The organism is Acinetobacter sp. YH12072 (assembly GCF_013419565.1).
Taxonomy (GTDB): domain Bacteria; phylum Pseudomonadota; class Gammaproteobacteria; order Pseudomonadales; family Moraxellaceae; genus Acinetobacter.
Window position 1 is genome coordinate 1 of the sequence record NZ_VOZV01000038.1, and the last position, 25,938, is coordinate 25,938.

Consider the following 25,938-nt stretch of genomic DNA (forward strand, 5'->3'; position numbering starts at 1 on the left):
GTTATCTACGTCCGGTCTGCTACCAGAACTATCCGCAAAGTCTGTTGCCTGAAGCATTAAGAGATGAGAATCCACTGAACCTGCTGAGACTCGTCAATGGGGAAATGACTCAAAACAGAATTTAAAAGAGACGACAAGAACAAGAATGCGGGGAGCTTTATTCATCTCAGTGAGTTGCCCGCTTTCAAAAACGATAGATAGCCAAATACATTATCAAATGCTTGGAATAGATGAAGTATGAATTTATCTGTTTAACCCAAATAACAATGATTTCAAAAATAAATTAAGAAACATTTAAGGATGAATGTATGAAAACACTTGTGAAATTTTCATTAGTAATAGGGACCTGTATGTCTTTTTCACCTGAACTATTAGCAAATGAATTATTGGAAGATGGTCAATTTGATTTAATTAATCGTAATTTTTATTTTTATCGCGATTTTAGAAATGGAGCTTTCAATCCTTCCGGTGCGAACACGCAGTTGCCAGAAGAAGATAAAGAGGGCTATCGTAGTGAATGGGCGCATGGTGTCATGGCAAAGTATACGTCTGGTTATACTGATACCGCCTTGCAAATAGGATTTGATACGTATGGCATGGCAGCTATAAAACTATACAGTGATGAAGTTAAGACTGGTACGAATTTAATAGAATTTGATCCTGTAACTGGTAAGACTAAAAGCTTCAATGGAGAAGTTGGAGGTGCCTTAAAAGTCAAATATAAAGACACTGTATTGACCTATGGTAATCAATTTCCCAATGTACCAGTATTAGCGACCAATACATCTCGATTACTCCCATCTGTGAGTACAGGTGTAACTTTACAGAATACATCTATAGATCATTTAGAATTAAATGCCGGTTATTTTTATAGTATGAATCCGGTAGATTCCACAAAGGATTTAAACTTTTTTACTACAGATTATGGCTCAGCTGCTGGTATTAAAGCTGATAGTGTTAGTTTTGCTGGTGGAACCTATAAATTACCAAACACATCCGTAACTGCTTATGCTTCTGAATTAGAAGATGTTTGGAAACAATTCTTTCTAGGTGCAAATTTCCAGCATGCTCTTGAGAATAACCATAAATTTAAAGCAGCCTTTGCCGGATATAGTAATAAAAATACGGGCAAAAAAGTTGCAGGTAATATCGAAGCAAATATTGTGTCTGGTTTAGTGGGATATCAGCTAGATCAACATACTATTTCTCTAGGATATCAACAGGTATTTGGTGATGAACCTTTTGACTGGATAGGATACTCCACAATTGGCGGTAATATTTCAATTTTAAATGCAGCGCAGTTTGCTAGTTTTTCTGAAGCAAATGAAAAATCACTCCAGCTTAAATATGAAACAGATCTGAGCACTTATGGATTGCCCGGCCTAAGCCTAATGGGGCGGTATATTTATGGTTGGGATGTAGACAATAGTAATAGTGACAATACTTTTTATACTCGAAGATTTATTTACGACCCTAGCAAAGACAATAAGCATTGGGAACGTAACATTCAATTAGCTTATAAGGTTGCTTCGGGTTTTGCTAAAGGTATGGATATTAAATTGCGACAAGCTACTCACCGAGCGACTAAAGGCTATCGATATAATGATATTGATGAAGTACGCGTAATTATTGAGTATCCATTGTCATTTTAATTATATGCATGTTGTAAGTTCTAGCAATTAATTAGTGATTCACAATTTGATTAGGCTTTGTTGCATAAATATCTAAGACTATGATTTTTTTAATTCATTTTTGGATTAAAAATCAAACAAATCTTTAAGAATCAGCATCTTGAAGAATGTTTATGCAACAAAGCCTCTTTATTTTATAAGAAAACTTAGCGTTCTTTATTAACCAACACATCATAAATAATATGCGCAAATTGCTTCATCTTCGCAGGATCACTCATCAACTGTGTCATTTGCTCCATATGCGCTGCATTACTGTCTAATACAGCATCATCAAGCGCCGTGTCAAACTCACCCAGCATGGCCTGTTCACGAGTGTTGTTATGAATTTGTTTCATCATTCGTGTGTTCTCAGACATCTTGTCAGCAATGGTCAGAGCATAGTTGATCATGTCTTTCTCTGTCAGATTCTCCGTCACAAACAGATCATTCATACGACTTAAAATCTGCGACAAAAAGTCTTCTTTTCTTGACTCAAGCATTAATGCAGTACGATCTTCAAAGTTAAGATGATGGTATGACAATTTTATATACTCCATAAACCCTTTAAATTAATTAGGTGGTTTATGTCGCACTTCAAGTTTTACTCTGCCCAGTATTGATAGACTGATAAAATAATTAGGCTCTAGACTAGAGCCATAATTAATAGTAATAATAGATAGTTTGTAATATCAAACTATCTATTATTTTTAAAACTGACAGAGGTGGATCAGGAAATTTGAACAACACTTATAAGTGATATTTTGCTCCCCAAATGATGTTATAAACATCAATATATGGAGTATTTTATGGCACGTAGACCAAGAAGAAATCATTCAAATGATTTTAAAGCTAAGGTAGCACTTGCTGCGATTAAAGCAGAAAAAACACTTGCTGAATTGAGTGCTGAATTTGATGTTCATCAAAACCAAATTATCGACTGGAAAAATCAACTGATTTCAGCTTCCTCGCAAGCTTTCGATCAATCAAAAGCTCCAACAGAACCACCCATCGATCTAAAAAAACTACATGCAAAAATCGGTGAGCAGGCATTAGAAATTGATTTTTTAGAAAGTGTGTTGAAGAAACTGGGCCGCTTCAACCACAAAAGTTAATCGATGACTCACTTCAGATTTCAGTATCTAAGCAAGCTAAGCTGCTGAAAGTCTCCCGTGGTTGTTATTACTATCGCCCAAAACCTGTGAGTGCATCAGATCTGAAGCTGATGCGGTGTATGGATGAGTTACATATGCAATACCCTTTTGCAGGTAACCGTATGATGCGTGATTTGTTGAATCGTCAAGGACATCATATAGGACGACGTCATACACGTACTTTAATGAAGAAAATGGGCATTAATGCGTTATATTGCAAACCAAATTTAAGCCAGGCTAATCAAGCTCACCGCAAATATCCATATCTGCTCAAAGGATTGGCTATTCAGCGCAGTAATCAAGTGTGGTCTACGGATATAACGTATATCCCTATGGCAAAAGGCTTTGTTTATTTATGTGCTGTGATTGATTGGCATAGCCGCAAGGTACTTGCGCATAGAGTATCGATTAGTATGGAGGTTACATTTTGCATAGAAACATTAAATGAAGCTATTGAAAAATATGGTCGACCTGAAATATTTAATACAGACCAAGGCAGTCAGTTTACCAGTGATGCATTTATTGATGTATTGAAATCAAATGGCATTCAAATCAGTATGGATGGTAAAGGTCGATGGGTTGATAATGTGATGGTTGAACGATTATGGCGGAGCGTTAAATATGAAGAGGTGTATCTCAAAGCCTACAGCAATGTTTTGGATGCGAAGAAGCAATTAAACGCATATTTTGAATTTTATAATTTGAAACGACCTCATTCGAGTCTGGACAAAATGACTCCAGATGAGTTTTACTATGACCAGCTACCACAACAAAATAAGGTAGCTTAACTAGAGCAGAGTATCACTTATAAATAAGCTTTTAGTTGTTCAAACATGTGGGACCACCTCTATTTATTGAACCGTCAAGGACATCATATAGGACGACGTTATACACGTACTTTAATGAAGAAAATGGGCATTAATGCGTTATATCGTAAACCAAATCTAAGTAAGGCCAATCAAGCTCACCGTAAATATCCATATCTGCTCAAAGGATTGAATATTCAACTGATCGTACTTGACAGTTAGGCCAAATAATTAATTGTAAAGTCACATAGACATACCACAATCTGCATCATGATTTTTTACTTTTACTTTGTTGATTTCAGCTTTCATCGTATGCATACGCTGGAGTTCCAATTCGTATTCGTCTTTATATAATTCATATAAATTTTCTTGTCGGATGGTCTTCACTTTTTCAATTAAGGGCTTTATATCCAACTGATCAATAGGATCTGAACTATAAAGCTTCCAATGTGGGATTTGAGGCGTATCTTTAAGTTTCGTTCCAAATTTGGCATTGTAATCTTCATTAGATAGACAGGAAACTCGGTTAGGCACTTGAAGTTCAATATCGTATATACGAACTGTCTTCATCGGTGCATATAGTTCTAAAGACTCATTGATTAGTTTTTCGGTGAGTTGCCGCATGTGTCTAATTTGATGTCGTCCCAAACCCAACACATCAGCAGTAATCTTCTGTGCTCCGCCACGTTCAGGATTTTTAGGCCGGTATTGCCTAAAAAACAGCTCGGGTGGTCGTTCAAAATCATCAAGGGTTGTTCGTTCAGAATATTGTAAATGTAAATGAGGTTGATCATTCTCACCATCTAAAACCCCTTTGTGATTATGAATAGCACAGCTATATGGAAATTTAAATTCCTCACAAAAAGCATTTATTAAACTCTTTGATAATTCTATTCGCTGTTCAGAATTTAATTCCTTAGGTAAAGCAATAGTAATATGACTGGATGTACGACTATTATTTTTTTCATATTTATCAGCAGCAACCCAAAATCTATCCGGCTTATATTCTGCCCACTTAGGCATATTACCTGAGCAAACAAATTCAACTTCTTCATTTAACTCAATCTTGTTTAACTTAAAATGCTTAGTTCGAGTAATATAACAAAAGCCATTAAATGAACTTTTAGAACTCTGTTTACGATTATGTCTTAAATCAAAATAAAACATTTTTTATTAACTCTCTTATCAAAGAGTTAATATATTTTTAAATATTCTAATAATTTAATTTAAAAGAAAAAGTTCAGGAAAGTGGTTATATTTCTAAATAGGTTTTTCATGATTGATTCAGTAGCGATATGATCTTAATCAAGATCTGAAGATCAAAAAGTGATCTTCAATAATCAGAAATCGAACCTCTAGATGATTTTTATAGTGTAACGCCTATTTCTATCGTGTAACGCACATTTTTTATAGTGTAACGCTTTACCCTTTATAGTGTAACGTACATACAGAAAGCATCCCCTTAAAATATATACATATATATCAAAATCTTAAAATTATATTAATTGGGCTTTTGGTCCCACAGGGCGAGTAGTAGTGTCTTTTTAGTACAACATTTGCAATGCAAATGATGGAATAAAAAGACACGGAGACGAGATAAGAATTTTTTGTGCGCAGCCCAAAAAATTCTTAAAAGCGCCAGCTTTATTAATCGGGCAACTAAGTGGAAAGCAGGATAGCTATTTTTTTGAGATTTTGCATAAAACTCATCATGCATTTTGGGTTCCTGTTAAAGATAGAGCTTCCCTCTTACCTAATTAAAGGAGCCTTAAAATGGCAGCAGGTAGACCTAAAAAAATTATCACAAAAAGTGATTTATATAATTTTCTTTACATACAAAAAGAAGAATTATTTATTACTCCTAAATATCCATGTGAAATAAATTTAATTAACATTCTCGATAATACAGATTTAACAAAAATAGATTTTAAAAAATTTTCAGAAATTAATAAAAATCTAATCAATGCATGCCAATATAAAGAAAATCAAAGAAGCAAAAACTATCAAACATTAAAATATATAAAAACCATTCCATCTAAAAATTTAACAGATATTGAAAAAATTATTCTACAAAAAGAAAAAGAGTATTTAGATTTTAATCATCATGAATACTTTAATCTGCAAGAATTACTGAATAGTTATCGCATTAATAATAATGAAAAAATAAAACAATGTATTTCTAAAAATACTCTTTCTGAATATGAAAAACAGCTTCTAGCTGAAAAATTAAAACAAAGGAAAAAGAGAAATAGTGTAATATTTTTCTTAGGTGCATCTTTCAGTAAGATATATGAAGCATTTTTTGCTGTGTATGGTCGTCCCATAATAGATACCCTAATAGATATGATGTATGTTTATTTCATATATAAATCTAAGATTGAGCACCATCCAACTCTACGCGACATTTTTGATTTTGAAAAAAACAAGCATCTTCCTAACTTTTCACAACTTAATGAAGCACTGAAAGCGATTTCATCAGATCCTAGAAATCCATTACTTAAAAAAGATCGTGATCAGAGTCCAACAAATAAATAGCTCTCAACATTTTTGTATTACCTTCTGATAACGCACTTCAATTCAATTTTATTCGGCTCACCCAATGAGCCGAATACTGTTCTCTATTTAACTCACACTCAAATGTTCGATTGATCAAAAATTAAGAATAGGACTCAGTATATCTATTTCTTATAAAAATATTTCCATAACTGGAAACTCACAAAGTGCCTTAAGTTGCAGTTAAGACCATACTGAAACTTACGATCATTTCAAACAGGTCTGATCCATTGGGTCAAAGTGATCTGTTCTTCTTTATAAATAAAATAAACAATAAAAATAATTAAATATATTTAGCACATGTTAGCTATCACTCTACTTTTCATCTTTTTTAAAAAATTTTATTTCAAGGCCTTGACCTATTTAGCATAGCGGGATAACCTAAATTCAACACAGCAAAATCTGTGTTCAGGCGTGGAAACCTGCTATTATCCAAGAGTGCAAAAAAAGTCGCTCATGCGGCATTTTTTTTGCCTACTGTTAAACAGTCTTTATGGCGGTTTGACAGGGCAGCCTTATGCTGGCCGTACTCTTGGAACGGTATTTCCACCCCTGTTAAACTGCCACCAAATACTCTAGTGGAAATGGAGTGGTGGTATGTTCTAAATCGACCAAGAGCATACGACTATGAATGACAAATTCAATAGTGCAAGCCTTTGCACGCCAAAAAAACTTGCCAAACAACTTCTTATTGAAAGCGCAAAACATCTATCTCACAAACAGCGTCAAGCTTTGTTGGATATTGTCCAGACTTTAGACCAAGTAGAAATAAACACTCCTAAAGACATTCCACTCCATGTTGAAACTGAGCAACCGTTTCAAACTGCTACTCCCAGCTATGAATTCCAAAATGAGTACAATCAGGAGTATTGGTCTGGTCAGCATTACGATTCTTATAGTCAGGAGTATCCTGAAGATTGGCTACGCCGAACTCAGCAACGTCCACGCCCAAAATCCTCTAATACCACTTACTAGCCTTAAGTGAGTATTCTCATGACTAAAAAAACAAAGCTGTTAGTCCAAGGCGACTATCCTCTTATTGCATCTCCTACGCTTGCCCAAGCGTATGGAGTGCCATCAGCGATCTTCCTTCAAAAGCTTCATTACTGCCTGCAAAGTGGTGAAGCTCAAGTAATACAGCAACGAAAGTACTTTTATCACAGCTATGAGCAATGGGCTAAAACCTTAGGTACATACAGTCCCTCCACGATCAAACGTATAGTTTCCAAGCTAAAGAAAGTGGGCATTTTGGTGGTCAAAAAGCTATCTCAAAATAAATGGATTCAAACCAACTTTTATAGCATTAATTACCGAAAAATCAGCGAGCTATTGAAAGAATCTACTGAACCTGCAAATGCTGAAACTGAAGATCATAATCAGGCTGAATCTCCAACTCTGCCATTATCTAAGTTAATGAAAAAAGGGCTAACCGTTAGCGGAGTGTCTGCTTCTTCTCAACAAGCAAAGACCAAGTCTTGTCAGGCTGAAGGTGGGTTGCTACATCCATTAGAGCCCATGGCTCCACCATCTATTCTAGAAGCCATGTCATCTGAAAAGCGTGGCTTATATAACCAGCTTTTACAACTGAAGATAGACATCCATTATGACGATGCGCGCCTGGATGAATGGCTGAAACAAAAAAAATATATCATCCGTAAAGCCGCTCATCTCAGAGACCAACTAGGACACTTAAAAATGCTTTGGCATTCACCTGAACAGATAGGTTTGAATTTAAGTTAATCAAATAAAGCAGGAAAGTTCAGTTCGCCATCCTCTTTAAATGATTCTGACTTAAATTTTGATGAATAAAAGAGTTGATATAAAACGCTAGACCATATGCTTAAACTTTTAATGAGATAAGAATAGTGAGTAAACGACCTTATAAAGCAGTAGCCTTTGATGTTTTTGGAACGCTAATTGAAATTAAAAATAGTCAATCACCTTATAAAAAAATGATGAAATGGCTTAAACAACAAGGGCGAAAACCACAACCAAATGATGCTGCGATGATCATGTCGCTAGATGGCAATTTTGAGACAATCGCTTCTTATTTCGGTTATCAACTACCCGCTCCCTTGTTAGCTGAAATGAACAACGATCTTCAAAATGATTTAAAGCATATGCATGCTTTTGAAGATTCAATTCCAACGCTCATTGAACTTAAAAATCTAGGATACAAATTGGCGATCTGCTCCAATGCAGCGACACCTTATGGTGAAAGAGCACAAAGCATACTTCCGCTTTTAGATGCCTATGCATGGAGTTTCAAGGTAGGCACCTATAAGCCTGATTCGATGATATACCAATACTTTTTAAATCAATTGCAATGCCACCCCAATGAAGTTCTGTTCATTGGTGATACTCAAATTGCTGATGTGGATGGGCCTCAAAATTTAGGAATGTCTGCACAAATTATTGATCGTAAAAGTGGTGAAAAGCTTGCCAACGTTCTCAGGGCGTTTATTTAAAAAATTAAAAAAAGTAAGTCATTTTTAAATTTTTTAAGCTGATTCAATAGATACCAAATATGGTACTTAACTCATGATATTTAGAATTTAAGTACCAAATCTTGTACCTAATAGACAGGGTTAAATGCGATTAAGAATGATTTATTTATTTCATAAATTTTAAAAATAACCATTTTTTTGAAGTTTTAAACAAAACGAGTTCTAAAAAAATTTCATGTGATAAGTTTTTCACATGACGGTTTATGTCTAAGGCTATTTATGCCTAACCATAAATATTTTTTTTAAAATCAGCTCATCTAGCTAAGTGATTTTATGCAACATGAAATTTTAGAAGTTCTCTTAGAACTTGGACTTACACCTATCGATTGGGTGGATGCCTCTGTTTTCTCAAAACTTACAGGCATTGAAGAACAAAAGCTGACACATAGGCGAAAAAATTGGCCACAAGACCTTGTTTGGACCAAACAAGACGGAAATATCTATTATTCACTGAGAGGTTATAACCAATGGCTGACAGAGCAGACGAAAAAGCGTTACCACCAGGTGTCCGAATTAGAGATGGTGCCATCGAAATCAATTTCAGCGTCAAAAAACAACGCTATTTCATTACGCTCCCCCACCCGCCAACTGCGGAAGGGATTCGTACAGCCGCTAAAATTAAAAGTGATTTAAAAACCAAAGCTAAATGGGGAATTTTGACTGAAGCTGATATTTCAAAGGCAAAAGGTATCGAAATTCCTGAAAATAATCTAGCAGATGAAGAACAAGTTCTATTTCAAGGTATGGCTCAAAAGTTCCTAAAATTTTCAGGTGCGAATAAAGATTCAAAAAATGGGTATAGAAAAATTTTGGAATGCCATTGGATGCCTTATTTTGCATTAACACCTATTGCCAATATCACGACCGAAGATATTGAGGAAGTCATTATCGATCGTGATTTTCAAACAGCTAAGACTTTTAATAACTGCATAACTCCTCTACGAGGGGTATTTGAATTGGCTGTTAAGCATAATCAGATTTCTGCAAACCCCATGAATAAAATTAAGAATCGCAAGGTCCAAGTTGAAACACCTGATCCCTTCACACGTAAGGAGATGGAAGCCTTATTGGCTTGGCTCGATAAAAGCTTACATGATGAGGACAAATTTTATCGCTGGTACTTTGAATTTGCCTTTTGGACTGGCTGTAGGCCTTCAGAAATGATCGCTCTCAGAGAAAGCGATATCGATTGGTTCAATGGAACATTCAAGGTCAGCAAAAGCCGTGTAAGAGGAATGGAAAAGAAAGTGACCAAAACACATACTTCTCGCGAGGTTTATCTGAATGAACGATCAACTCTGGCTTTGAAAGCTTTGCTTCAATTTAAAAAGGATCAAGGCTACCAAACAGATTATGTGATGCTATGTCCCAAGACTAAGGAACCATTCTTTAATGAAAAACCACCTAGAGAGCGTCTTGTAGAAGCGATGAAAGCGTGTTCTATACGTCACCGCCCCGCATACAATGCAAGGCATACTTATGCGACGATGTTGCTCATGGATGGTGTCAATCCAATGTTTGTAGCCGATCAACTTGGGCATAGCCTACAAATGCTGATCAAACGCTATACAAAATGGTTGCATGGAGATAAGAACAAGCAAGAAATTGCGAAACTTAGCGTAACTCGTACAGCCTAAATACGTCGAAATCGAAAGCTCTTGGAATGAAAAATGTGGTAAATATGTGGCAATAAAAAAGCCACTTAATATAAGTGGCTGATTTATAACAAGAATTTTGGTGGAGATGGCGGGAGTTGAACCCGCGTCCGCCAACACTACGCTCGAGAATACTACATGCTTAGATATCGTCTATTGTTTTAACACCAAGAGACCCGACGAACAGGGTTCAAGGTGCGATCCTCTAGATTTGGTATAAAGCCCCGAGGCTTGACTCTATACGGACTTGTGTGCGTTCGCTTCAGTCGGGATCTCTAACCACAAGTATTCAGAGATGCGGACAAGCAGCCCTTAGGCTGCTAGAGCGTAAGTTTCGTCGTTTGCGACTATTTAAATGCAAATTTTATTTACGAGAGAAAATGCGCTCTCGGCATGCATCTATGAGTTTCATCATCGGCGTCGAAGCCAAGAACATCCCCAAAGTACAAGCTCATCATAGCATAACTGGCAAAAAATACGATGCATTTTCTACACAAATACACTTTTGAATGCGCCTGATTACATAATTGCGCTAATATTTCATAATTCAAGTCAGCATTTAAAAAAATTATGAGCTATTTATTGGCACTCGACCAGGGAACGACATCTAGCCGTGCAATCATCTTTAATGAACACGGACAGATTCAGGCAACAGCTCAACGCGAAACCCATATCCAGACCCCACATTCCGGCTGGGTCGAACAGGATGCACAGGAAATCTGGAGCTCGCAGATTGCAGTAGTTCAACAGGCATTAGCCACTGCCCGGATTCTGGCCAAAGATATTAAAGCGATTGGCCTGACCAACCAGCGTGAAACGACTGTGGTATGGGATTGTCGTAATGGGAAGCCTCTTGCACCAGCGATTATCTGGCAGGATCGTCGTGCAACAGACTGGTGTAATCAGCTGATACAGCAAGGCCAGATGGATCAGGTACAACAAAAAACCGGGCTACGGATTGATCCTTATTTCAGTGCTGGCAAGCTGGTCTGGTTATTGGAACATGTGGATGGCTTACGTGAACTTGCAGAACAAGGTCATGTCGCTTTTGGCACTATTGATAGCTGGCTGATCTGGAACCTGACTCAAGGTGCCGAGCATATCATCGAAGCCAGTAATGCGTCCCGTACCATGTTGATGAATCTGCATACTCAACGCTGGGATGAGGAACTACTAGACCTGTTTAATATCCCTGCTTCAGTCCTGCCACGAATCATCAGTTCCGATTGTCATATTGCAGATACAGCACCGGGTTTGTTAGGAGCCACCATTCCCATTACCGGCATTCTGGGTGATCAGCAATCTGCCTTGTTTGGCCAGTCTTGTTTCGAACCCGGTATGGCAAAAAATACCTATGGCACTGGCTGTTTTATGCTATTTAATACCGGCCATGACATTCAGCTCAGCCAGAATAAATTGCTTTCTACCCTCGCCTGGCAGGCACAGGAACAGACCAGTTATGCGTTAGAAGGTAGTGTTTTTATGGCCGGTGCAGTGGTGCAATGGCTACGTGATGGGCTTGGCATCATTCAAAAAAGCAGTGATATAGAGAAGTTGGCCTGTAAAGTTGAAGATACTGACGGCGTGGTCTTAGTTCCTGCTTTTACCGGATTGGGTGCACCGCATTGGGATAGTGAAGCCCGTGCCCTGCTTTGTGGCATGTCACGAGGAACCAATAAGGCCCATATTGCCCGCGCCGCGCTGGAATCGATTGCCTTTCAGGTCTCCGATGTATTGACTGCGATGCAATCGGATATTGCCCATCCTTTAAAAGAACTACGCGTCGATGGTGGCGCCAGCTGTAATGATATGCTGATGCAGTTCCAGGCTGACCTGCTGAATGTACCTGTCTTGCGTCCAAAAATGCTGGAATCCACCGCTTGGGGTGCAGCAGCGATGGCTGGTTTAAAATCTGGCGTATTTTCCAGCCTTGATGAAATCTCTCAGTCCTGGCAGTTAGACCGAGCCTTTGAACCAAAAATGCAGAATGATGAACGTGAAGCACATTTAGCCAAATGGCAAAATGCTTTGAAACGGGCCAAATCAGATTTATAAGATCGAAAAAAACCGCTAAATAGTTAGCGGTTTTTTATGTTGGAAAATATTAATGTGATGGCATTCCACCCACACCCGCTTTGGGTCGTGGTGCCAACCAGACGATTAAAGCAGCAAAAATAAAAACCATCGCCAAAATCAAAAATAGGTGATTAGCAGACAGCGTTAATGCTTCTTTATCCACCAGACTGGAAATATAACCCAAGGCACTGTCCGAACTCATGCCCTGTGCCATTAAGGTATTCTGAGTTTCTTCGACATTCAGTTTACCGACCAGCTCACTGCGGGCCACTTTACTATGATCATCCCAGATCGTGACTGCAATTGAAGCTCCGATCGCTCCAGCCATGGTCCGCAGAAAGTTCATCAAACCAGCCGCTGAAGCCATTTCCTGAGGCTGGACTGAGGCCAATGCCATATTGGAGAGTGGAATGAAGAAGAATGGCACCGCAAAACCTTGCAGAATCTGTGGCCAGGCCAATGCCATAAAATCAGCATCCGTAGTCCAGAATGCCCGCATCAAAGTCACAACGGCGAGCAAGGTCAAACCGAAACTGGCCAGAATGCGCTGATCATATTTGGTCGCCATCTTCGCCACAATCGGTGACATCAACAGGCTACCAAAACCCATGGTTGCGGTTAAATAACCTGCCCAAGTGGCCGTATAACCCAGATTAATTTGCACCCACTGTGGAATCAGTACAATACTGGAAAAGAAGGCACCGAAGGCAAAGGCCAATGACAGCACAGCAAAGGTAAACCCGCGATATCGGAAGATCCGGATATCTACAATCGGATGCCGTTCGGTCAGTTCCCAAATGGTAAAGATGATTAAACCGACTATGGCAAGCACCGCCAAGGTTCCAATAAAGGAACTACTAAACCAGTCATGTTCATGACCGAGATCTAACATTAATTGCAGCGCACCAATCCAAAGAATCAGTAAGAACAAACCACCTTTATCAATCTTCAAGGCATTGGTTTCAGTTTCAGCTGGCTTTAAAAGCTTCAATGCAGCCAGACCACAGAACAGACCCACCGGAATATTGATAAAGAAAATCCAATGCCAAGACAGATTATCACTGATGGTACCACCAAGAATTGGACCAAGAATTGGTCCGACAACAGTGGTCATCGCCCACATCCCCATCGCTTGGGATTGTTTTTCAGGTGGGAAGATGCGTAGTAATAGAGTCTGGCTCAGCGGCATGATTGGACCGCCAAACAGTCCCTGCCCGATCCGGCAAAACACCAGCATTTCCAGACTGGTAGAAATCCCGCATAGAATCGAAAAAATGGTAAAACCCAGCAGGCAGACACCAAACAGGCGCACGCTACCAAAGCGACCCGCCAGCCATCCTGTCAAAGGTACACAGATCGCTTCTGCGACTGCATAAGAAGTAATGACCCAAGTACCTTGCGAGCTGGACACTGCCAGACTACCGGTAATATGCGGCACCGAGACATTGGCAATGGTCATGTCCAGCACGACCATGAAATTGGCCAATGCCAGCACAAAGGCCGCCAGCATCAGCTTGCCGCCAGTCAGATTCCCATATGGAACATATTTATTCATCGGGAATTACTTCTTGAAGTGGATTTCAGCTTCCATCGACAGACCCACACGTAGCGGATGCTCAGCCAGCTCTTTCGGATCTAGCTGAATACGCACTGGCAAACGCTGTACCACTTTGATCCAGTTACCCGTTGCATTCTGAGCCGGAATCAGAGCAAAAGCTGAACCTGTACCGCCAGAGAAGCCAACCACAGTGCCGTGATATTTCACCGATTTACCATACAGATCAGACGTCAGTTCAGCTTTCTGCCCGACACGGACTTTTTCCAGCTGGCTTTCTTTGAAATTGGCATCAACATAGAGCTGATCTACTGGTACGACCATCATCAGCATTGTGCCTGGCGCCACACGTTGACCTACTTGAATTGAACGGCGTGAAACCACCCCATCAAAAGGTGCTTTAATTACAGTACGTTCTAAATCCAGTTCAGCCTGTTTCAGTTTGGCTTCAGCCACAAGTACATCAGGAGTCGAATTTTCATTCGCGCCTTGAATCAAGGCTTCATTCGCCGCTAAATTGCTTTGTGCGGCTTTCTGGCTGGATCTTGCTTGTGCCAGACCCGCTTCAGCAGAAGCTACGCCAGCTTTGGCCGTATCCAATGCAGATTGTGCTGTACTGAGTTCTTCTTTAGACACTGTACCGCTCGCACTGAGTTTTTCACGACGCGTATATTCATCTTGTGCTTTATGTAAGGCTGCCTGAGCCTGAGCCAGCTGGGCTTCGGCACTGCGAATTGCATCATCACTAACCCCAATCTGTGAGCTTAAAGCCCCGCTATTGGCCGCAGTCTGTTTGTACTGGCGCTTGGCTTTGGTCAGTTCTGCACGTGCCTGAGCCACTGCAATTTTGGCATCACGGTCATCGATTTTGGCCAGGATATCGCCCTGTTTGACCGCTTGGGTATCATGGACAAGTACTTCAGCAATCTGGCCACTCACCATAGACGTGATAGAAGCCGTTTCAGCACCGACATAAGCATTTTCAGTACTGACTGAATTGTTCAGAAAGAATTTCCACACCAGAAACAGCACCAGTGCAATCACCATAAGGAGGGCAACAATACTCAGGGCCTTTTTACGTTTATTTTTTAAAGCTTGATCCGAAGTTGCATCTGATGCGTTTTCTGGCAGGGTGTCTTGTACATCTGTCATTGATTTTTTTCCTAAATCCAACAGACTTGGTCACGCAGCCACACTGACCAGCACTGACATGAATGTATAGATTCACATCCCGTTTATTGATCAATGGGTAAAATGAGAAAGCCGTATTAATTTAATTTTCATGCATTCTAATAATAAAAATTAGAAAATATGCAAAAAAATATTACTCGGAAGTTTAAAAAACTAAGCCCCTATTCCAGGAATAAGGGCTTAGCTCGGGCTCAGAGTAAGCCAGGATTGAGGAGATAAACTTAATTAATAGGCATATGAAGCAATCGCTGTAGCAATTGGCTTGTCATCATCATTGACCATGGTCATACGCATGGTGCAACCCTTACGCCCCAAACGTAAGGTTTCTGCACGGGCAGTAAAATATTTGCCACGACCGGGCGCCAGATAATCCACGCGCATATCTACCGTCGCCAGACGTGATACCTTTTTAATCGTATCGGCAATAGTTTCCGGTTCGGCTTTCTTATACAGCTCACCCATCGCCACAATTCCGCCAATACTGTCGAGTATGGTCGCTGCAAGACCACCATGCAGAATCTGAAATGCCACATTGCCAATCATGAAATCCTGCATTTCAACATATGCTTCGATCTGACCATCGACCACCCGCATGGTCATGCCATTATGCTTAAAAAAAGGAGAGGTATTAAAAGCGTGTACCAACTGGTTTAAGACCACTTCAATATCCACTTTTGCACCTAAATGTATATTACCTGTCCAATTTCTTTCTGTCTTAGTCATAAGTCTGCCCGAAGCTACAACAATAAAAAACCGCTAATTTATGCCCAAAAAATTCAGATAGGGCTACAATAGGGGCCTAGTTTAATACTGATTACTGAGATTTTTATGACCTATACGTTCAATCGTCCCGCGTTTCCTGCAACTCGCATGCGTCGTATTCGTAAAAATGAGCATTTACGTTCTATGGTACGTGAAACCCATCTCAGTGCTGATCACTTGATTTATCCAGTATTTGTGCTGCCGGGACAAAACCAGACCCAAGACATTCCAAGTATGCCAAATGTGCAGCGCCTGTCTGCTGACTTGTTGTTAAAAAAATCAGAACGTTTGCTGGAACTGGGTGTCAATAAGCTGGCGCTGTTCCCAGTCACACCACAAGAAGATAAAAGTCTGACTGCAGAAGCCGCTTGGCATGAAGATGGTCTGGTACAGAAGACCGTTCGCCTGCTGAAAAAAGAATTACCGGAAATGGTGCTGATCACTGATGGCGCGCTAGACCCTTATACCACGCATGGCCAGGATGGCATCATTGATGAAACCGGTTACGTGCTGAATGATGAAACGGTTGAAGCACTGATCAAGCAGACTTTAAGCCATGCCGAAGCCGGTGCTGATATTGTCGCGCCAAGTGACATGATGGATGGCCGCATCGGTGCAATTCGTCAGGCCTTTGAACAGAATGGCCATATCTATACCTCTATTATGGCTTATTCAGCCAAATATGCGTCTAGTTTCTACGGTCCATTCCGTGATGCGGTTGGTTCTGCCAGCAACCTGAAAGGCGGCAATAAATACAATTACCAAATGGATTTCGGTAACCGTGCCGAGGCACTGCATGAAATTGCTCTCGATATCCAGGAAGGTGCAGATATGGTGATTGTTAAACCGGGTATGCCTTATCTGGATGTGGTTCGTGAAGTCAAAGATACCTTCGGTGTACCTACCTTTATTTATCAGGTTAGTGGTGAATATGCCATGCTGGCTGCTGCGATTCAGAATGGCTGGTTATCTGATAGCGTGATTCTTGAGTCCCTGATGTGCTGCCGCCGTGCCGGTGCAGATGGTATCTGGACCTACTTTGCGGAAGAAGCGGCGCTCAAACTGAAAAACATGAAATAAAATAGAAGGACCTTGGCGCAATGCATATCGCCATTATCGGAGCAGGCATCACCGGTTTGATGTCAGCTCTGGAATTGCTTGAACAGGGATGTTCTATTACGATTTTCGATCAGCAAGCGGCTGGACAGGCAGCCTCTTGGGCCGGAGGTGGTATCCTCTCCCCAATGTATCCTTGGCGTTATCCTAATGCCGTTAATGCCCTCGCCCGCCATGCCAAACCGTTGTATCAGGAATGGAACCAGAAACTGCAACCGGTGACTGGCATTGATTTCCAGATTCACGAAACCGGTATGCTGATTTTTGATGAATCTGATTTTGAGATTGGATTACACTATGCCGAGCAATATCAAGATCCGCAGCAACATGCCGAATACCTGGATCAGCCTCAGATTCAGCAGATTAATAGTAAAGTAGATCTAAAATTCAAACAGGCGATCTACTTCCCAGAACTCTCCAATATCCGCAATCCGCGACTGTTACAGTCCATTATTGCTTACCTCAAGCAGCATCCGCGTGTCAGCTGGCAAGAGCACTGCAAAGTCACCCAGCTGAATATCCAGCAAGATCATGTACACAGTGTTTCCACTGAAAATGGACAAAGTTTTGAAGCGGATCAGTTTGTGATTGCCACTGGTGCGTGGTCTACACACTGGTCTGAACAGCTCGGCCTGGACATTCCGGTACAACCCGTACAAGGACAGATGCTGCTGTTTAAAACACCAGAAAACTGGCTACCGACCATGTGCATGAACAAGGTCATGTACCTAATCCCACGTCGTGATGGGCATGTGCTGTGTGGTTCCAGCATGCGTCAGGTCGGTTTTGATACCTCACCTTCTGCTGAAATCCGTCAGGGTATTTTGGAAGCCTGCCTGGAAATGGTACCGGAGCTGGCTGATTTCCCAATTGTGAAACAGTGGGCTGGTCTACGACCAAGCTCCCCGGATGGCATTCCCTATATCGGCAAAATTCCGCATCTGAACAATCTCTGGACCAATTTTGGCCAGTTCCGTAATGGCTTATGTATGGGTGCTGCTTCTGGAAAATTGCTGTCTCAGTTAATTCTGGAACAACCGACCATCGTAGATCCACAGCCTTATAGTCCGGTACAGCGCTTACAGCTGCATTCTTTAATGGTTTAAAATATCAATTAGCGCTTCTTTCAGGGTCGGATAATTAAATTCAAATCCGGCTTCCTGCAAGGCTTTGGGCTGAACATATTGACCATTCAGAATCAGTTGTGACTGTTCACCTAGCATCATTTTCATACTGCAAGCTGGTAACGGTAATAAAGGTTTACGCTTCAGCACCTGTGCTGCGATCCGGACAAATTGCGCCTGACTGACTTTTTCAGGTGCCACCACATTAAATACCTGTTGCTGGGTCGGCTGCTGCATCAGAAATTCGATCGCCCGCATGACATCCTGTAGATGTACCCAGGTCACCGGCTGACGCCCATGACCAATCCGGCCAAATATATTCAGCTTAATTGGCAATAACATCTGCGGAAGAATCCCGCCTCCTTGACCAAACACCACAGCAAAGCGAACAATTTTGGTGTCCTGCCCGGTATAGGACAAGGCCAGTTTTTCCCATTTCTCACACAGTTCTGACATAAAAATGGATTGTGGTGGACTTTGTTCAGTACACACCGTCTCCCAGTGTTCTTGCGGATCGATTCCATAGTAGCCGACCGCTGAAGTCGAAATAATACGTTTGGGCTTAATCTGATTTTTCTCTAGATAGTCATATAACTGCCTGGTGGTATTTAGCCGACTGTCCAGCAATTTCTTTTTGCGGGCGGCTGTCCAGCGACCCTGACCGATACTTTCACCAGCCAGATTAATCACATAGTCAATCTGATGATTTTTCAATTCTTCCAGATTATTAATCCAGTGAAAATCAGGATGCTCTTCTCGCAATTTTTTCTGCCGGGTCAGGCCGATCACGGCATAATCACGAGCCAGTAAAAATTTCACCAGATGGCTGCCAATAAAACCGCTGGCGCCTGTCATGAGGACTACAGGTTTATACATGGTTATTCTGTGCCATTATTATTGTATTGCTCAAATTATACGTCACTTATGAATCAGAATATTCGGGAAAGTGATATGGGTCGATGAATGCAAAATTGTCTCATCATGCCATACAGAAAACTTCTAATTTTCTATATAGCCTGATTTAGCATCTTGAATTTAATCTCAACGATTTTGATATAAAGAGTCGAAATCTTAGCCAAACATTTTTGCTGCCATACGCTGTGCCTGTTTGCCATAAAACCAGTAGGTCAGCAGATAAAGCGGAATCGCGATGAACAGGAACATGATCACGACAATACTCATAAATTGGGGCTGTTGCAGATATAGTAAAAAGTCCTGCCAGGCATTTGGATTGGATCGTGTCGCAATGGCAATCCCTAAAATTAAAAATGCCAGGTTATAGCCCCAGTAAATCAGGCTGAATCCCAAGGTGAATTTTTTACGCTCCGCTTGGGTTGGCGCCCGTTGTTCCTGTTTTAAAAACTTAAACAGTACCCAGATCATCGCCACCAGATAAGGCACAATGGTTAATACTGCACCCATGCCTGTCGGCATTAACGCCGCCAAAACCCCGCAAATGCAAGTAAAAATAAAGCATAGGAAGAAAAACCAGAGAAAATAGCGAGTTAGAGGCACCATCAGCAGGACTCAAGTACGATTAATCAACTAGTATAAAAAAAATTAATTTTTTTTTCATTTTATTGTCAACCTAAAGCGAGATGCTGACGTTATATAGGGTACAAGGTTCGGAAATTTGGACTGGCATCCACAAATTTTCGTTCTCTTTGCTAAAGCAATAAGTCCAGTGTTTTAGAAAATTTTGAATAGCAGCCAAAATTTTCACTATACACAAATCTTTGACCGACGATTTCATCATCACTCGAATCGTCGGTTTTTATTTTTTGGACGAACCGTTTTTAGCAATTCGCCTGCAAATTTTTATCAGCTTCTTATGCAGCATAAAATAATGATCGGCTGCATTTTTTCAAGTCTGTTTTTAGCAATTTTTATAAAAAATATTGGTTCTGCTACCCAGATGCTATGAAAAATGCCTGAAGTAAAATTTAAAATAAAAACGCTGTATTCAATACTTTATATATAAACATCATATTTTATTGATTTCATAGATATTATTCTAATATTCAAAACTACGCTGAAAATAGTTTTAATGATGTATAGCAATGAAATAGATCAAAATATTTTTTTCAAGTAGATTTTTAGCTGGGCTTTTTTCTATAGTAGGAAGGCAAAAATAAAGGTGAGTATACATGGCAGTTCATTTTCTACATACTTCTGATTGGCATTTGGGACAGTTTTTCCATAACCATGACCGTGAATTTGAACATGCACAATTCCTGAATTGGCTCCTTGAACAAATCAAGGAAAAACAGCCACATGCCCTACTGATTGCCGGTGATATTTTTGATGTCATCAATCCCGCTTCCAGTGCCCAAAGACAGCTTTATCAATTCCTTGCCGATGCCCATGAACTGGCACCGCATATGCAAACCCTGATGATTGCCGGCAACCATGATTCAGGTTATCGAATTGAACAGGTTCAGCCTTTACTCACTAAATTCAATGCCAAAGCGGTGGGTATTGTCGGCCGGACTGCGGACAATACTCTTGATCTGGATCGTTTGCTGGTTCCGATTTATGACCAGCAGCAAGAGATTATTGCCTGGTGCCTAACTCTACCTTATTTGCGCAGTGCCGAAATTACCGGTATTAATGAACATACCCATAATAGCCAGAATGCCATCAGCTATCTGCACCAACAGTTGATTGCCGAAGCCAAAGCACGTAAGCAGCCACATCAGGCACTGATTCTTATGTCACATGCACATATGCAAGGCGGTGAAACTTCCGATTCCGAACGCCCCATTATTGTCGGCAATGAAGAAGCTCTCTCAACGGCGTTATTTGATGAAGTCATTGACTATGTCGCTCTGGGACATCTGCATAAACCGCAGAAAGTCGGTCAGCCGCATATCCGCTATAGTGGCTCCCCGATTCCCTTATCCTTTAGTGAGATCAACTATTCGCATCAGGTCGTTGAAGTCAGAATCGATCCTGAGCAAAATGCTGAACAGCGTTTTCAGTTTGAAGCGCTGAAAGTTCCTCGTACTGTCGAGCTATTTAGAATTCGAGAAAATCTGGAAAATTTGCTCAGCAATGTAAAAGCACTGCCGACTGGGGAAATTGAGCATCTGGCAGCACGACATTTTCTGGAAATTGAATATACTACCGATGCACCGCCACCGGTAGATTTACGTCAGCAGATTGAACAGGCACTGCCGCCAAATCGTTATCGTCTGCTACGCATCAGCCGGATTTATCAACGACAAGCAGAAGATCAGACCGATAGCTCTAAAATTGACTTGGCACCTCCAACACCAGAAACACTGTTTTTCAATATCTGGGAAAAAATGGGCTATAGCCAGGATCATTCGGTGCAGCAGGATTTTCAGCAGTTATTGGTCGAAGCCCAACATGAACTTGCACAAAAACAACAAGCTTAGGATCAGCCATGAAAATTATCCGTCTGAGCCTAAATAACCTCGCCTCTCTCGCTGGTACGCATCATATTGATTTTGAATCAAATCCTCTGGCACATGCCGGACTGATTGCGATTACCGGAAAAACCGGTGCTGGTAAATCTACTCTGCTCGATGCCATGTGCCTGGCGCTGTATAACGAAATTCCACGTTTAAAAGGTGCCACAGGTAGTCTGAAAGATGCAGGTGGACAGGATGTCTCGATCAAGGATTCCAAAAATATTCTGCGCCGTGGTTGCGTACAGGGTTTTGCCGAGCTTGAGTTTATTGCCTTAGACCAAAAACGTTATACCGCACGTTGGGAAATTCGTCGTGCCCGGCAGAAAGTGGATGGCAATTTAAAGGTCGATCGTGCTATTACCTGTCTGGATGATCAACGCGTGTTGAATCAGAAAATTTCTGAATGCACGCCGCTGATTGAAAAACTGGTCGGCTTGAGTTTCGAGCAGTTTACCCGTGCGGTTCTATTAGCACAGTCTGAGGTTGGTGCCTTTTTAAAAGCCAAAGATAATGAACGTGCCGATTTACTCGAATATCTGACTAATTCTCAGATTTTCAGTCTGGTCAGCCAGAAAGCATTTGAAAAACATAGTGAAGTGAAACAGAAACGTGCTGATCTGGAAAAATTAATCGGTCATCTGGAACTGTTATCTGAAGAAGATATTGCTGCTCTGCAGCAGCAACACACTACTTTAAAACAAGCGGTTGAGCATCTAAACCAGAGTGAAAAGGTACTGGAAAATGACCTGAAATGGCATCGTCAGCAGCATTATCTCTATACTGAAATTCAGGCCAAAAAAGAAATCTATACGGTTCAGCTGGATGCTGAACAGAAGATGGCACCGCAAAAACAGTTATTAGATCAACTGGACCAGTTTCAGCGGATTCGGGAACAGTTTGTCCAGCAACATCAGTTTCAGAAGCAGCGTAGCCATTTACTGACTGAGCAGCAAAACTTTGTTGCCGAATTCACAGCAGTTCAACAGCAACGTGATAGCGAACAGCACAAGTTGCAGCACATTCAGCAACAGCAACAACAGCATGAACAAGAGTTCCAGAAGATCAAACCTTATCTGAATCAGGGACTCAAGCTGGATCATGAAATGCTGTCGATTGGCGATCAGTACAGACAGCTTGCAGCTGAACAGCAGACCTATAGAACCCAGAAGATTCAGCCTGTTCAGAATCAACTGGTGCAGACTGAGCAACGGTTACAACAGGTTCAGGCTCAGTACCAGCAGATTCAAAAGCAACTAGAACAACAGAGCTTTTTAGCGGTTTTTGATGACGAACCCCAGGCGACTCTGCAACGCTTACAGGATTATCAGGAACTGCACCAGAAATTCATGCGGCAGCACCCGGCACTTTTCCAATCTAGCCGGGCTGAACTGGAACAGCAGCAACAGGCTTTATCTGCCAGCTTGCAGGAACTCACTCAGCGCTATACTCATCTGGACCAGCTTGAACAGCAAATCCAACAGTTCCAGACCCAACAACAGCAACTCAGTACCCAGCATTCGAAGCTTGAAGCTTTAATGCGAACCGTACAGCAAATGGCTGGCTTAGAAGCTGAAAGCCTACAATTGAACCGGGATTTAAAAAACCATCATGATCGTTTAAAGCAACTAGAAACTGAGCTGGTTCAATTACAGCAACAACGTCAGGAAGCAGAACAGGCCTTCGAACAATTGCAACAAGTACTGGCTCAGCAACGTTTATTACAGGCACAAAGTGTTCAGGAATTACGTGCACAGCTGAAACCAAATGAGCCTTGTATGGTCTGTGGCAGTCATGAGCATCCTTTTGTACAGCATCAGGAACTGCTAGAAAATGCTTTGCAACAATTACATGATCAGCAGCTTCAGGAAGCTCAGAAAAAACTACAGCAACTGACTCAGGCATATCAGCAAGCACAAATCCAGCAATCTCAACTACAAACCTTAATTGAGCAACATCAGCAACGCAGCAGTCAGCTCAATACGACACTACAACAGCAGAAGATTCAGTTGAATCAGGACCTTCAGCAATTTGATTTGCTGTTGGATTTAAGCCAGAGTACAGAGCATTTGCAGCAACAGCTTGGTCAGCATGTGCTTCAACTTCAACAAGAACAACAGCAGCTAGTCCAGACCCTGCAAAATCAGCAAAGTGACTGGAAACAGTGGCGTCAGCAACAGCAACAGCGGGATCAGCTACTTTTTAGCATGCAGCAGCATTTACAGCTAGAACAAATGATTCATCCGGTTCTTAATCTACTGCCTGAGTCCTTGCAGAAATCCTGGATTACTGATGCCTCATCAAGCTGTCAGCAGTTATCCCAACAACTGCAACAACGTCAGAAACAGTCTCAGGAATTCAAAACCCTAGAGACTCACATCCAAAGCTTAAACCAGCAGATTGAAAAAACACGTGATCAGCTCAGCCTGCATCAACAATATGATGCACAGTTACAGCAAAAGATGGATACGGCGCTGAATATGGGTAAAGCGCTACGTGAACAGCTCAACCATCTGACCCTTACCCATGCCGGTCAGACATATCCTAAGGCACAAGAATGGCGTGACCGTTTGGAGCAACAACAACAGGCGTTGGATGAACAATTACGGGCACAGAGTCTGATGACCCAGCAGCATGATCAGCATTTGCAACAAGCTGAACTGAAAAAACAGAGTTTCATCACTCAGATTCAGCAACTAGAACAGCAGATTAGGCAATGCCAGCAATCTATTCAGAACTGGCAAAATATACATCCTGCGTTTGATGCCGAGTATATCCAGCATTGCCTGAATATTGACTTGCAACAGCATCAGCAAATTCGCCAGCAATTACAGGCACAACATCAGGTGGTTGAAAATGCCAAAACGGCTTGGGACATTCTGGAAGAACAATATCAGCATCATTTGAAATCCAAGCCTGAACTTAGCTTTGAAGAAGTTGAACTGCGCTTAAGTAGTCTGGCACAGGAAAAAGCTGAACAGGAAAATGCCTGTAATGAGGTTGCCACCAAATTAAGAATACATGCCAATAACCAATCGACCTTACAACGCTACCAGCATCAGATTGAACAGGTCAAAGCTGAAGAATATCGTTGGGGTCGGATCTATGACCTGATCGGCCATAAGGAAGGCACCAAATTCCAGAAAATCGCGCAAGAACATCACCTGGATATTCTGGTCGAATATGCCAATCAGCAATTACAGCCCCTGGCTCCGCGTTATCAGCTGTACCGGATTCCAGACAGTTTAAGTCTGGCGATTATCGATCTGGATATGAACAGCGAAGTGCGTCCTGTCCTGTCACTCTCTGGCGGTGAAACCTTCCTGGTCTCTCTGGCTCTGGCCTTGGCGATTGCCAATATGGCTTCCGGCTCAATGAAACTAGAATCGCTATTTATTGATGAAGGTTTTGGTACTTTAGACCCGGCTTCCTTACATATGGTCATGAATGCACTGGATCATTTGCAGAGTCAGGGCCGTAAAGTGGTGCTAATTTCACATGTACAGGAGATGCATGAACGGATTCCGGTCCAGATTCAGGTGAAACCGGTCGGTGCCGGTGCCAGTACTATTCAGATTATAGGTTAAAGCATGAACTCTATCCCGAACAAGCTCTCGCCCTATTTCAGCTTACAGCTTGAGAGCTTACGGGGTATCAGTGCTATTGTGGTGCTATTCAGTCATAGTTTTCAGGCTTTTATCGCGCCTTTTGATCTGAGCCTATATTCCTGGGTACGTCTATTAGGCCAGGCTGCTGTGATGATCTTTTTTGTGCTTAGTGGCTATTTAATCGGGACTTCGATCCAGAACAACATCCAACAACATGAAAATTTTAATCTGCGGCAGTATATACGGCAGCGTTATCGGCGCATTTTACCGCCCTTTCTGTTTGCATTCGCTTTCAGTCTGATTCTATATGCGCTAGCACCTACATTTTTTGCTTCACATAGCCATGAGTTCCAGAACAGTTTTGGCATGATGATCCGGACTGCCTATGACATTGATACTCAGGATTTTCTGGGTTCTTTATTCTTTCTCAATGGCTTTATTACACCAACGGTATCCGCCAATGCGCCGCTCTGGAGCCTGAGCTTTGAAGTCTGGTTTTATGTACTGGCCGGATTTCTGCCTTTTTTAAAAGATTCTGGAATCGCTAAAATCGGCTTTTTTATCTTGCTTCTAGGGCTTTCCATACTGAACTTTCAGTTTCTGCTCTGTACACGACAAAAATAGATAACTCATTGAAATAATGTCACAATAATTGTTTTCTAACGACGAATACTATGACACATCTCAATGAGTTATATCTTATCTTAAACAAATCTCTAAAATGGAACAA

At 41.2% G+C, this 25,938-nt stretch carries 18 protein-coding genes, 1 other RNA gene and 4 pseudogenes; 15 read left to right on the forward strand and 8 right to left on the reverse strand.

All coding sequences use genetic code 11. From position 1 onward, the window contains the following. Both FTU19_RS13645 and FTU19_RS13650 read left to right on the forward strand, forming a co-directional pair. Positions 1 to 125, forward strand: a pseudogene (locus tag FTU19_RS13645) (ketoglutarate semialdehyde dehydrogenase); the annotation flags it as partial. 183 nt (positions 126 to 308) lie between these two features. After that, on the forward strand, positions 309 to 1,652 hold the full coding sequence (locus FTU19_RS13650) for an OprD family outer membrane porin (protein ID WP_180131583.1): 1,344 nt from the start codon (positions 309 to 311) through the stop codon (positions 1,650 to 1,652). Positions 1,653 to 1,837: 185 nt separating this feature from the next. Here the strand turns inward: FTU19_RS13650 and FTU19_RS13655 are convergent. Beyond that, positions 1,838 to 2,164, reverse strand: a pseudogene (locus tag FTU19_RS13655) (hypothetical protein); the annotation flags it as partial. Between the two features lie 300 nt (positions 2,165 to 2,464). On the opposite strand from FTU19_RS13655, the gene FTU19_RS13660 reads away from it, so the two are divergent. Together FTU19_RS13660 and FTU19_RS13665 are read left to right on the forward strand one after the other, a co-directional pair. Beyond that, positions 2,465 to 3,609, forward strand: a protein-coding gene (locus tag FTU19_RS13660) for an IS3 family transposase (protein ID WP_373684976.1) whose coding sequence is annotated in 2 segments (ribosomal slippage) — positions 2,465 to 2,729 and positions 2,729 to 3,609 — 1,146 coding nt in all. Because the reading frame shifts where the segments join, the coding sequence is not laid out codon by codon here. Between the two features lie 63 nt (positions 3,610 to 3,672). Next, positions 3,673 to 3,828, forward strand: a pseudogene (locus tag FTU19_RS13665) (IS3 family transposase); the annotation flags it as partial. A 42-nt stretch (positions 3,829 to 3,870) separates the two neighbouring features. Here the strand turns inward: FTU19_RS13665 and FTU19_RS13670 are convergent. After that, positions 3,871 to 4,794, reverse strand: coding sequence for a MobA/MobL family protein (locus FTU19_RS13670; RefSeq protein ID WP_180131585.1), 924 nt, complete (start codon positions 4,792 to 4,794; stop codon positions 3,871 to 3,873). Positions 4,795 to 5,400: 606 nt separating this feature from the next. On the opposite strand from FTU19_RS13670, the gene FTU19_RS13675 reads away from it, so the two are divergent. From FTU19_RS13675 to FTU19_RS13695, 5 genes are all read left to right on the forward strand, one after another. Beyond that, positions 5,401 to 6,162 (forward strand): hypothetical protein, encoded by a 762-nt coding sequence (locus FTU19_RS13675; RefSeq protein WP_180131588.1) that lies wholly within the window; start codon positions 5,401 to 5,403, stop codon positions 6,160 to 6,162. 645 nt (positions 6,163 to 6,807) lie between these two features. After that, the gene (locus tag FTU19_RS13680) at positions 6,808 to 7,155 is read left to right on the forward strand and encodes a hypothetical protein (RefSeq protein WP_180131590.1); all 348 of its coding nucleotides are present in this window, start codon (positions 6,808 to 6,810) and stop codon (positions 7,153 to 7,155) included. Between the two features lie 18 nt (positions 7,156 to 7,173). After that, positions 7,174 to 7,920 carry a hypothetical protein gene (locus tag FTU19_RS13685; protein ID WP_180131593.1) on the forward strand — a complete coding sequence of 249 codons (747 nt, stop codon included), beginning with the start codon at positions 7,174 to 7,176 and terminating at the stop codon, positions 7,918 to 7,920. A 125-nt stretch (positions 7,921 to 8,045) separates the two neighbouring features. Continuing rightward, on the forward strand, positions 8,046 to 8,648 hold the full coding sequence (locus FTU19_RS13690; RefSeq protein ID WP_180131596.1) for an HAD family hydrolase: 603 nt from the start codon (positions 8,046 to 8,048) through the stop codon (positions 8,646 to 8,648). Positions 8,649 to 9,154: 506 nt separating this feature from the next. Then, positions 9,155 to 10,324, forward strand: a complete 1,170-nt coding sequence (locus FTU19_RS13695; protein ID WP_005234331.1) for a site-specific integrase — start codon at positions 9,155 to 9,157, stop codon at positions 10,322 to 10,324. Positions 10,325 to 10,422: 98 nt separating this feature from the next. On the opposite strand, the gene ssrA is transcribed toward FTU19_RS13695, so the two are convergent. After that, positions 10,423 to 10,782, reverse strand: a transfer-messenger RNA (tmRNA) gene (gene ssrA, locus FTU19_RS13700). Positions 10,783 to 10,912: 130 nt separating this feature from the next. Between ssrA and glpK the strand changes: the two genes are divergently transcribed. After that, complete coding sequence (glpK, locus tag FTU19_RS13705) at positions 10,913 to 12,397, forward strand: glycerol kinase GlpK (protein WP_180131600.1); 1,485 nt, start codon at positions 10,913 to 10,915, stop codon at positions 12,395 to 12,397. Positions 12,398 to 12,446: 49 nt separating this feature from the next. Here glpK and FTU19_RS13710 read toward each other — a convergent pair whose 3' ends face one another. From FTU19_RS13710 to FTU19_RS13720, 3 genes are all read right to left on the reverse strand, one after another. Next, on the reverse strand, positions 12,447 to 13,973 hold the full coding sequence (locus tag FTU19_RS13710) for a DHA2 family efflux MFS transporter permease subunit (RefSeq protein WP_180011395.1): 1,527 nt from the start codon (positions 13,971 to 13,973) through the stop codon (positions 12,447 to 12,449). A gap of 6 nt (positions 13,974 to 13,979) precedes the next feature. Continuing rightward, a complete protein-coding gene (locus tag FTU19_RS13715; protein ID WP_180131603.1) occupies positions 13,980 to 15,125 on the reverse strand; it encodes an HlyD family efflux transporter periplasmic adaptor subunit in 1,146 nt (381 codons plus the stop codon). Positions 15,126 to 15,389: 264 nt separating this feature from the next. Further along, positions 15,390 to 15,887: a thioesterase family protein gene (locus FTU19_RS13720; protein WP_180104972.1), complete on the reverse strand. Its 498-nt coding sequence runs from the start codon at positions 15,885 to 15,887 to the stop codon at positions 15,390 to 15,392. A gap of 105 nt (positions 15,888 to 15,992) precedes the next feature. Here FTU19_RS13720 and hemB point away from each other — a divergent pair, with 105 nt between their 5' ends. Further along, entirely contained in the window at positions 15,993 to 17,006 is a 1,014-nt protein-coding gene (hemB, locus tag FTU19_RS13725; RefSeq protein WP_180131607.1) for a porphobilinogen synthase, read from the forward strand. Positions 17,007 to 17,026: 20 nt separating this feature from the next. After that, positions 17,027 to 18,148 (forward strand): glycine oxidase ThiO, encoded by a 1,122-nt coding sequence (gene thiO / locus FTU19_RS13730; protein ID WP_180131610.1) that lies wholly within the window; start codon positions 17,027 to 17,029, stop codon positions 18,146 to 18,148. On the opposite strand, the gene FTU19_RS13735 is transcribed toward thiO, so the two are convergent. Both FTU19_RS13735 and FTU19_RS13740 read right to left on the reverse strand, forming a co-directional pair. Continuing rightward, on the reverse strand, positions 18,137 to 19,042 hold the full coding sequence (locus tag FTU19_RS13735) for a TIGR01777 family oxidoreductase (RefSeq protein WP_180031910.1): 906 nt from the start codon (positions 19,040 to 19,042) through the stop codon (positions 18,137 to 18,139). The two genes, thiO and FTU19_RS13735, sit on opposite strands and share 12 nt — an antisense overlap. Before the next feature lie 195 nt (positions 19,043 to 19,237). Then, positions 19,238 to 19,684: an ABZJ_00895 family protein gene (locus tag FTU19_RS13740; protein ID WP_180131612.1), complete on the reverse strand. Its 447-nt coding sequence runs from the start codon at positions 19,682 to 19,684 to the stop codon at positions 19,238 to 19,240. A gap of 629 nt (positions 19,685 to 20,313) precedes the next feature. Here FTU19_RS13740 and FTU19_RS13745 point away from each other — a divergent pair. The 3 genes and pseudogenes from FTU19_RS13745 to FTU19_RS13755 all read left to right on the forward strand — a co-directional run. Further along, positions 20,314 to 21,567, forward strand: a complete 1,254-nt coding sequence (locus tag FTU19_RS13745; RefSeq protein ID WP_179992936.1) for an exonuclease SbcCD subunit D C-terminal domain-containing protein — start codon at positions 20,314 to 20,316, stop codon at positions 21,565 to 21,567. Positions 21,568 to 21,575: 8 nt separating this feature from the next. Further along, positions 21,576 to 25,187, forward strand: a complete 3,612-nt coding sequence (locus tag FTU19_RS13750; RefSeq protein WP_180131615.1) for an AAA family ATPase — start codon at positions 21,576 to 21,578, stop codon at positions 25,185 to 25,187. Between the two features lie 3 nt (positions 25,188 to 25,190). Beyond that, positions 25,191 to 25,814: pseudogene (locus FTU19_RS13755) on the forward strand (acyltransferase family protein); the annotation flags it as partial. Between the last annotated feature and the right edge of the window lie 124 nt (positions 25,815 to 25,938).

Bases quoted from the DNA above. Each gene is read 5' to 3' on its own strand.
- FTU19_RS13720 (WP_180104972.1), bottom strand. From the start codon at position 15,887: ATGACTAAGACAGAAAGAAATTGGACAGGTAATATACATTTAGGTGCA.
- FTU19_RS13685 (WP_180131593.1), top strand. From the start codon at position 7,174: ATGACTAAAAAAACAAAGCTGTTAGTCCAAGGCGACTATCCTCTTATT.
- hemB (WP_180131607.1), top strand. From the start codon at position 15,993: ATGACCTATACGTTCAATCGTCCCGCGTTTCCTGCAACTCGCATGCGT.
- thiO (WP_180131610.1), top strand. From the start codon at position 17,027: ATGCATATCGCCATTATCGGAGCAGGCATCACCGGTTTGATGTCAGCT.
- FTU19_RS13715 (WP_180131603.1), bottom strand. From the start codon at position 15,125: ATGACAGATGTACAAGACACCCTGCCAGAAAACGCATCAGATGCAACT.
- FTU19_RS13680 (WP_180131590.1), top strand. From the start codon at position 6,808: ATGAATGACAAATTCAATAGTGCAAGCCTTTGCACGCCAAAAAAACTT.
- FTU19_RS13710 (WP_180011395.1), bottom strand. From the start codon at position 13,973: ATGAATAAATATGTTCCATATGGGAATCTGACTGGCGGCAAGCTGATG.
- FTU19_RS13745 (WP_179992936.1), top strand. From the start codon at position 20,314: ATGGCAGTTCATTTTCTACATACTTCTGATTGGCATTTGGGACAGTTT.
- FTU19_RS13750 (WP_180131615.1), top strand. From the start codon at position 21,576: ATGAAAATTATCCGTCTGAGCCTAAATAACCTCGCCTCTCTCGCTGGT.
- FTU19_RS13675 (WP_180131588.1), top strand. From the start codon at position 5,401: ATGGCAGCAGGTAGACCTAAAAAAATTATCACAAAAAGTGATTTATAT.
- FTU19_RS13735 (WP_180031910.1), bottom strand. From the start codon at position 19,042: ATGTATAAACCTGTAGTCCTCATGACAGGCGCCAGCGGTTTTATTGGC.
- FTU19_RS13740 (WP_180131612.1), bottom strand. From the start codon at position 19,684: ATGGTGCCTCTAACTCGCTATTTTCTCTGGTTTTTCTTCCTATGCTTT.
- FTU19_RS13695 (WP_005234331.1), top strand. From the start codon at position 9,155: ATGGCTGACAGAGCAGACGAAAAAGCGTTACCACCAGGTGTCCGAATT.
- glpK (WP_180131600.1), top strand. From the start codon at position 10,913: ATGAGCTATTTATTGGCACTCGACCAGGGAACGACATCTAGCCGTGCA.
- FTU19_RS13670 (WP_180131585.1), bottom strand. From the start codon at position 4,794: ATGTTTTATTTTGATTTAAGACATAATCGTAAACAGAGTTCTAAAAGT.
- FTU19_RS13650 (WP_180131583.1), top strand. From the start codon at position 309: ATGAAAACACTTGTGAAATTTTCATTAGTAATAGGGACCTGTATGTCT.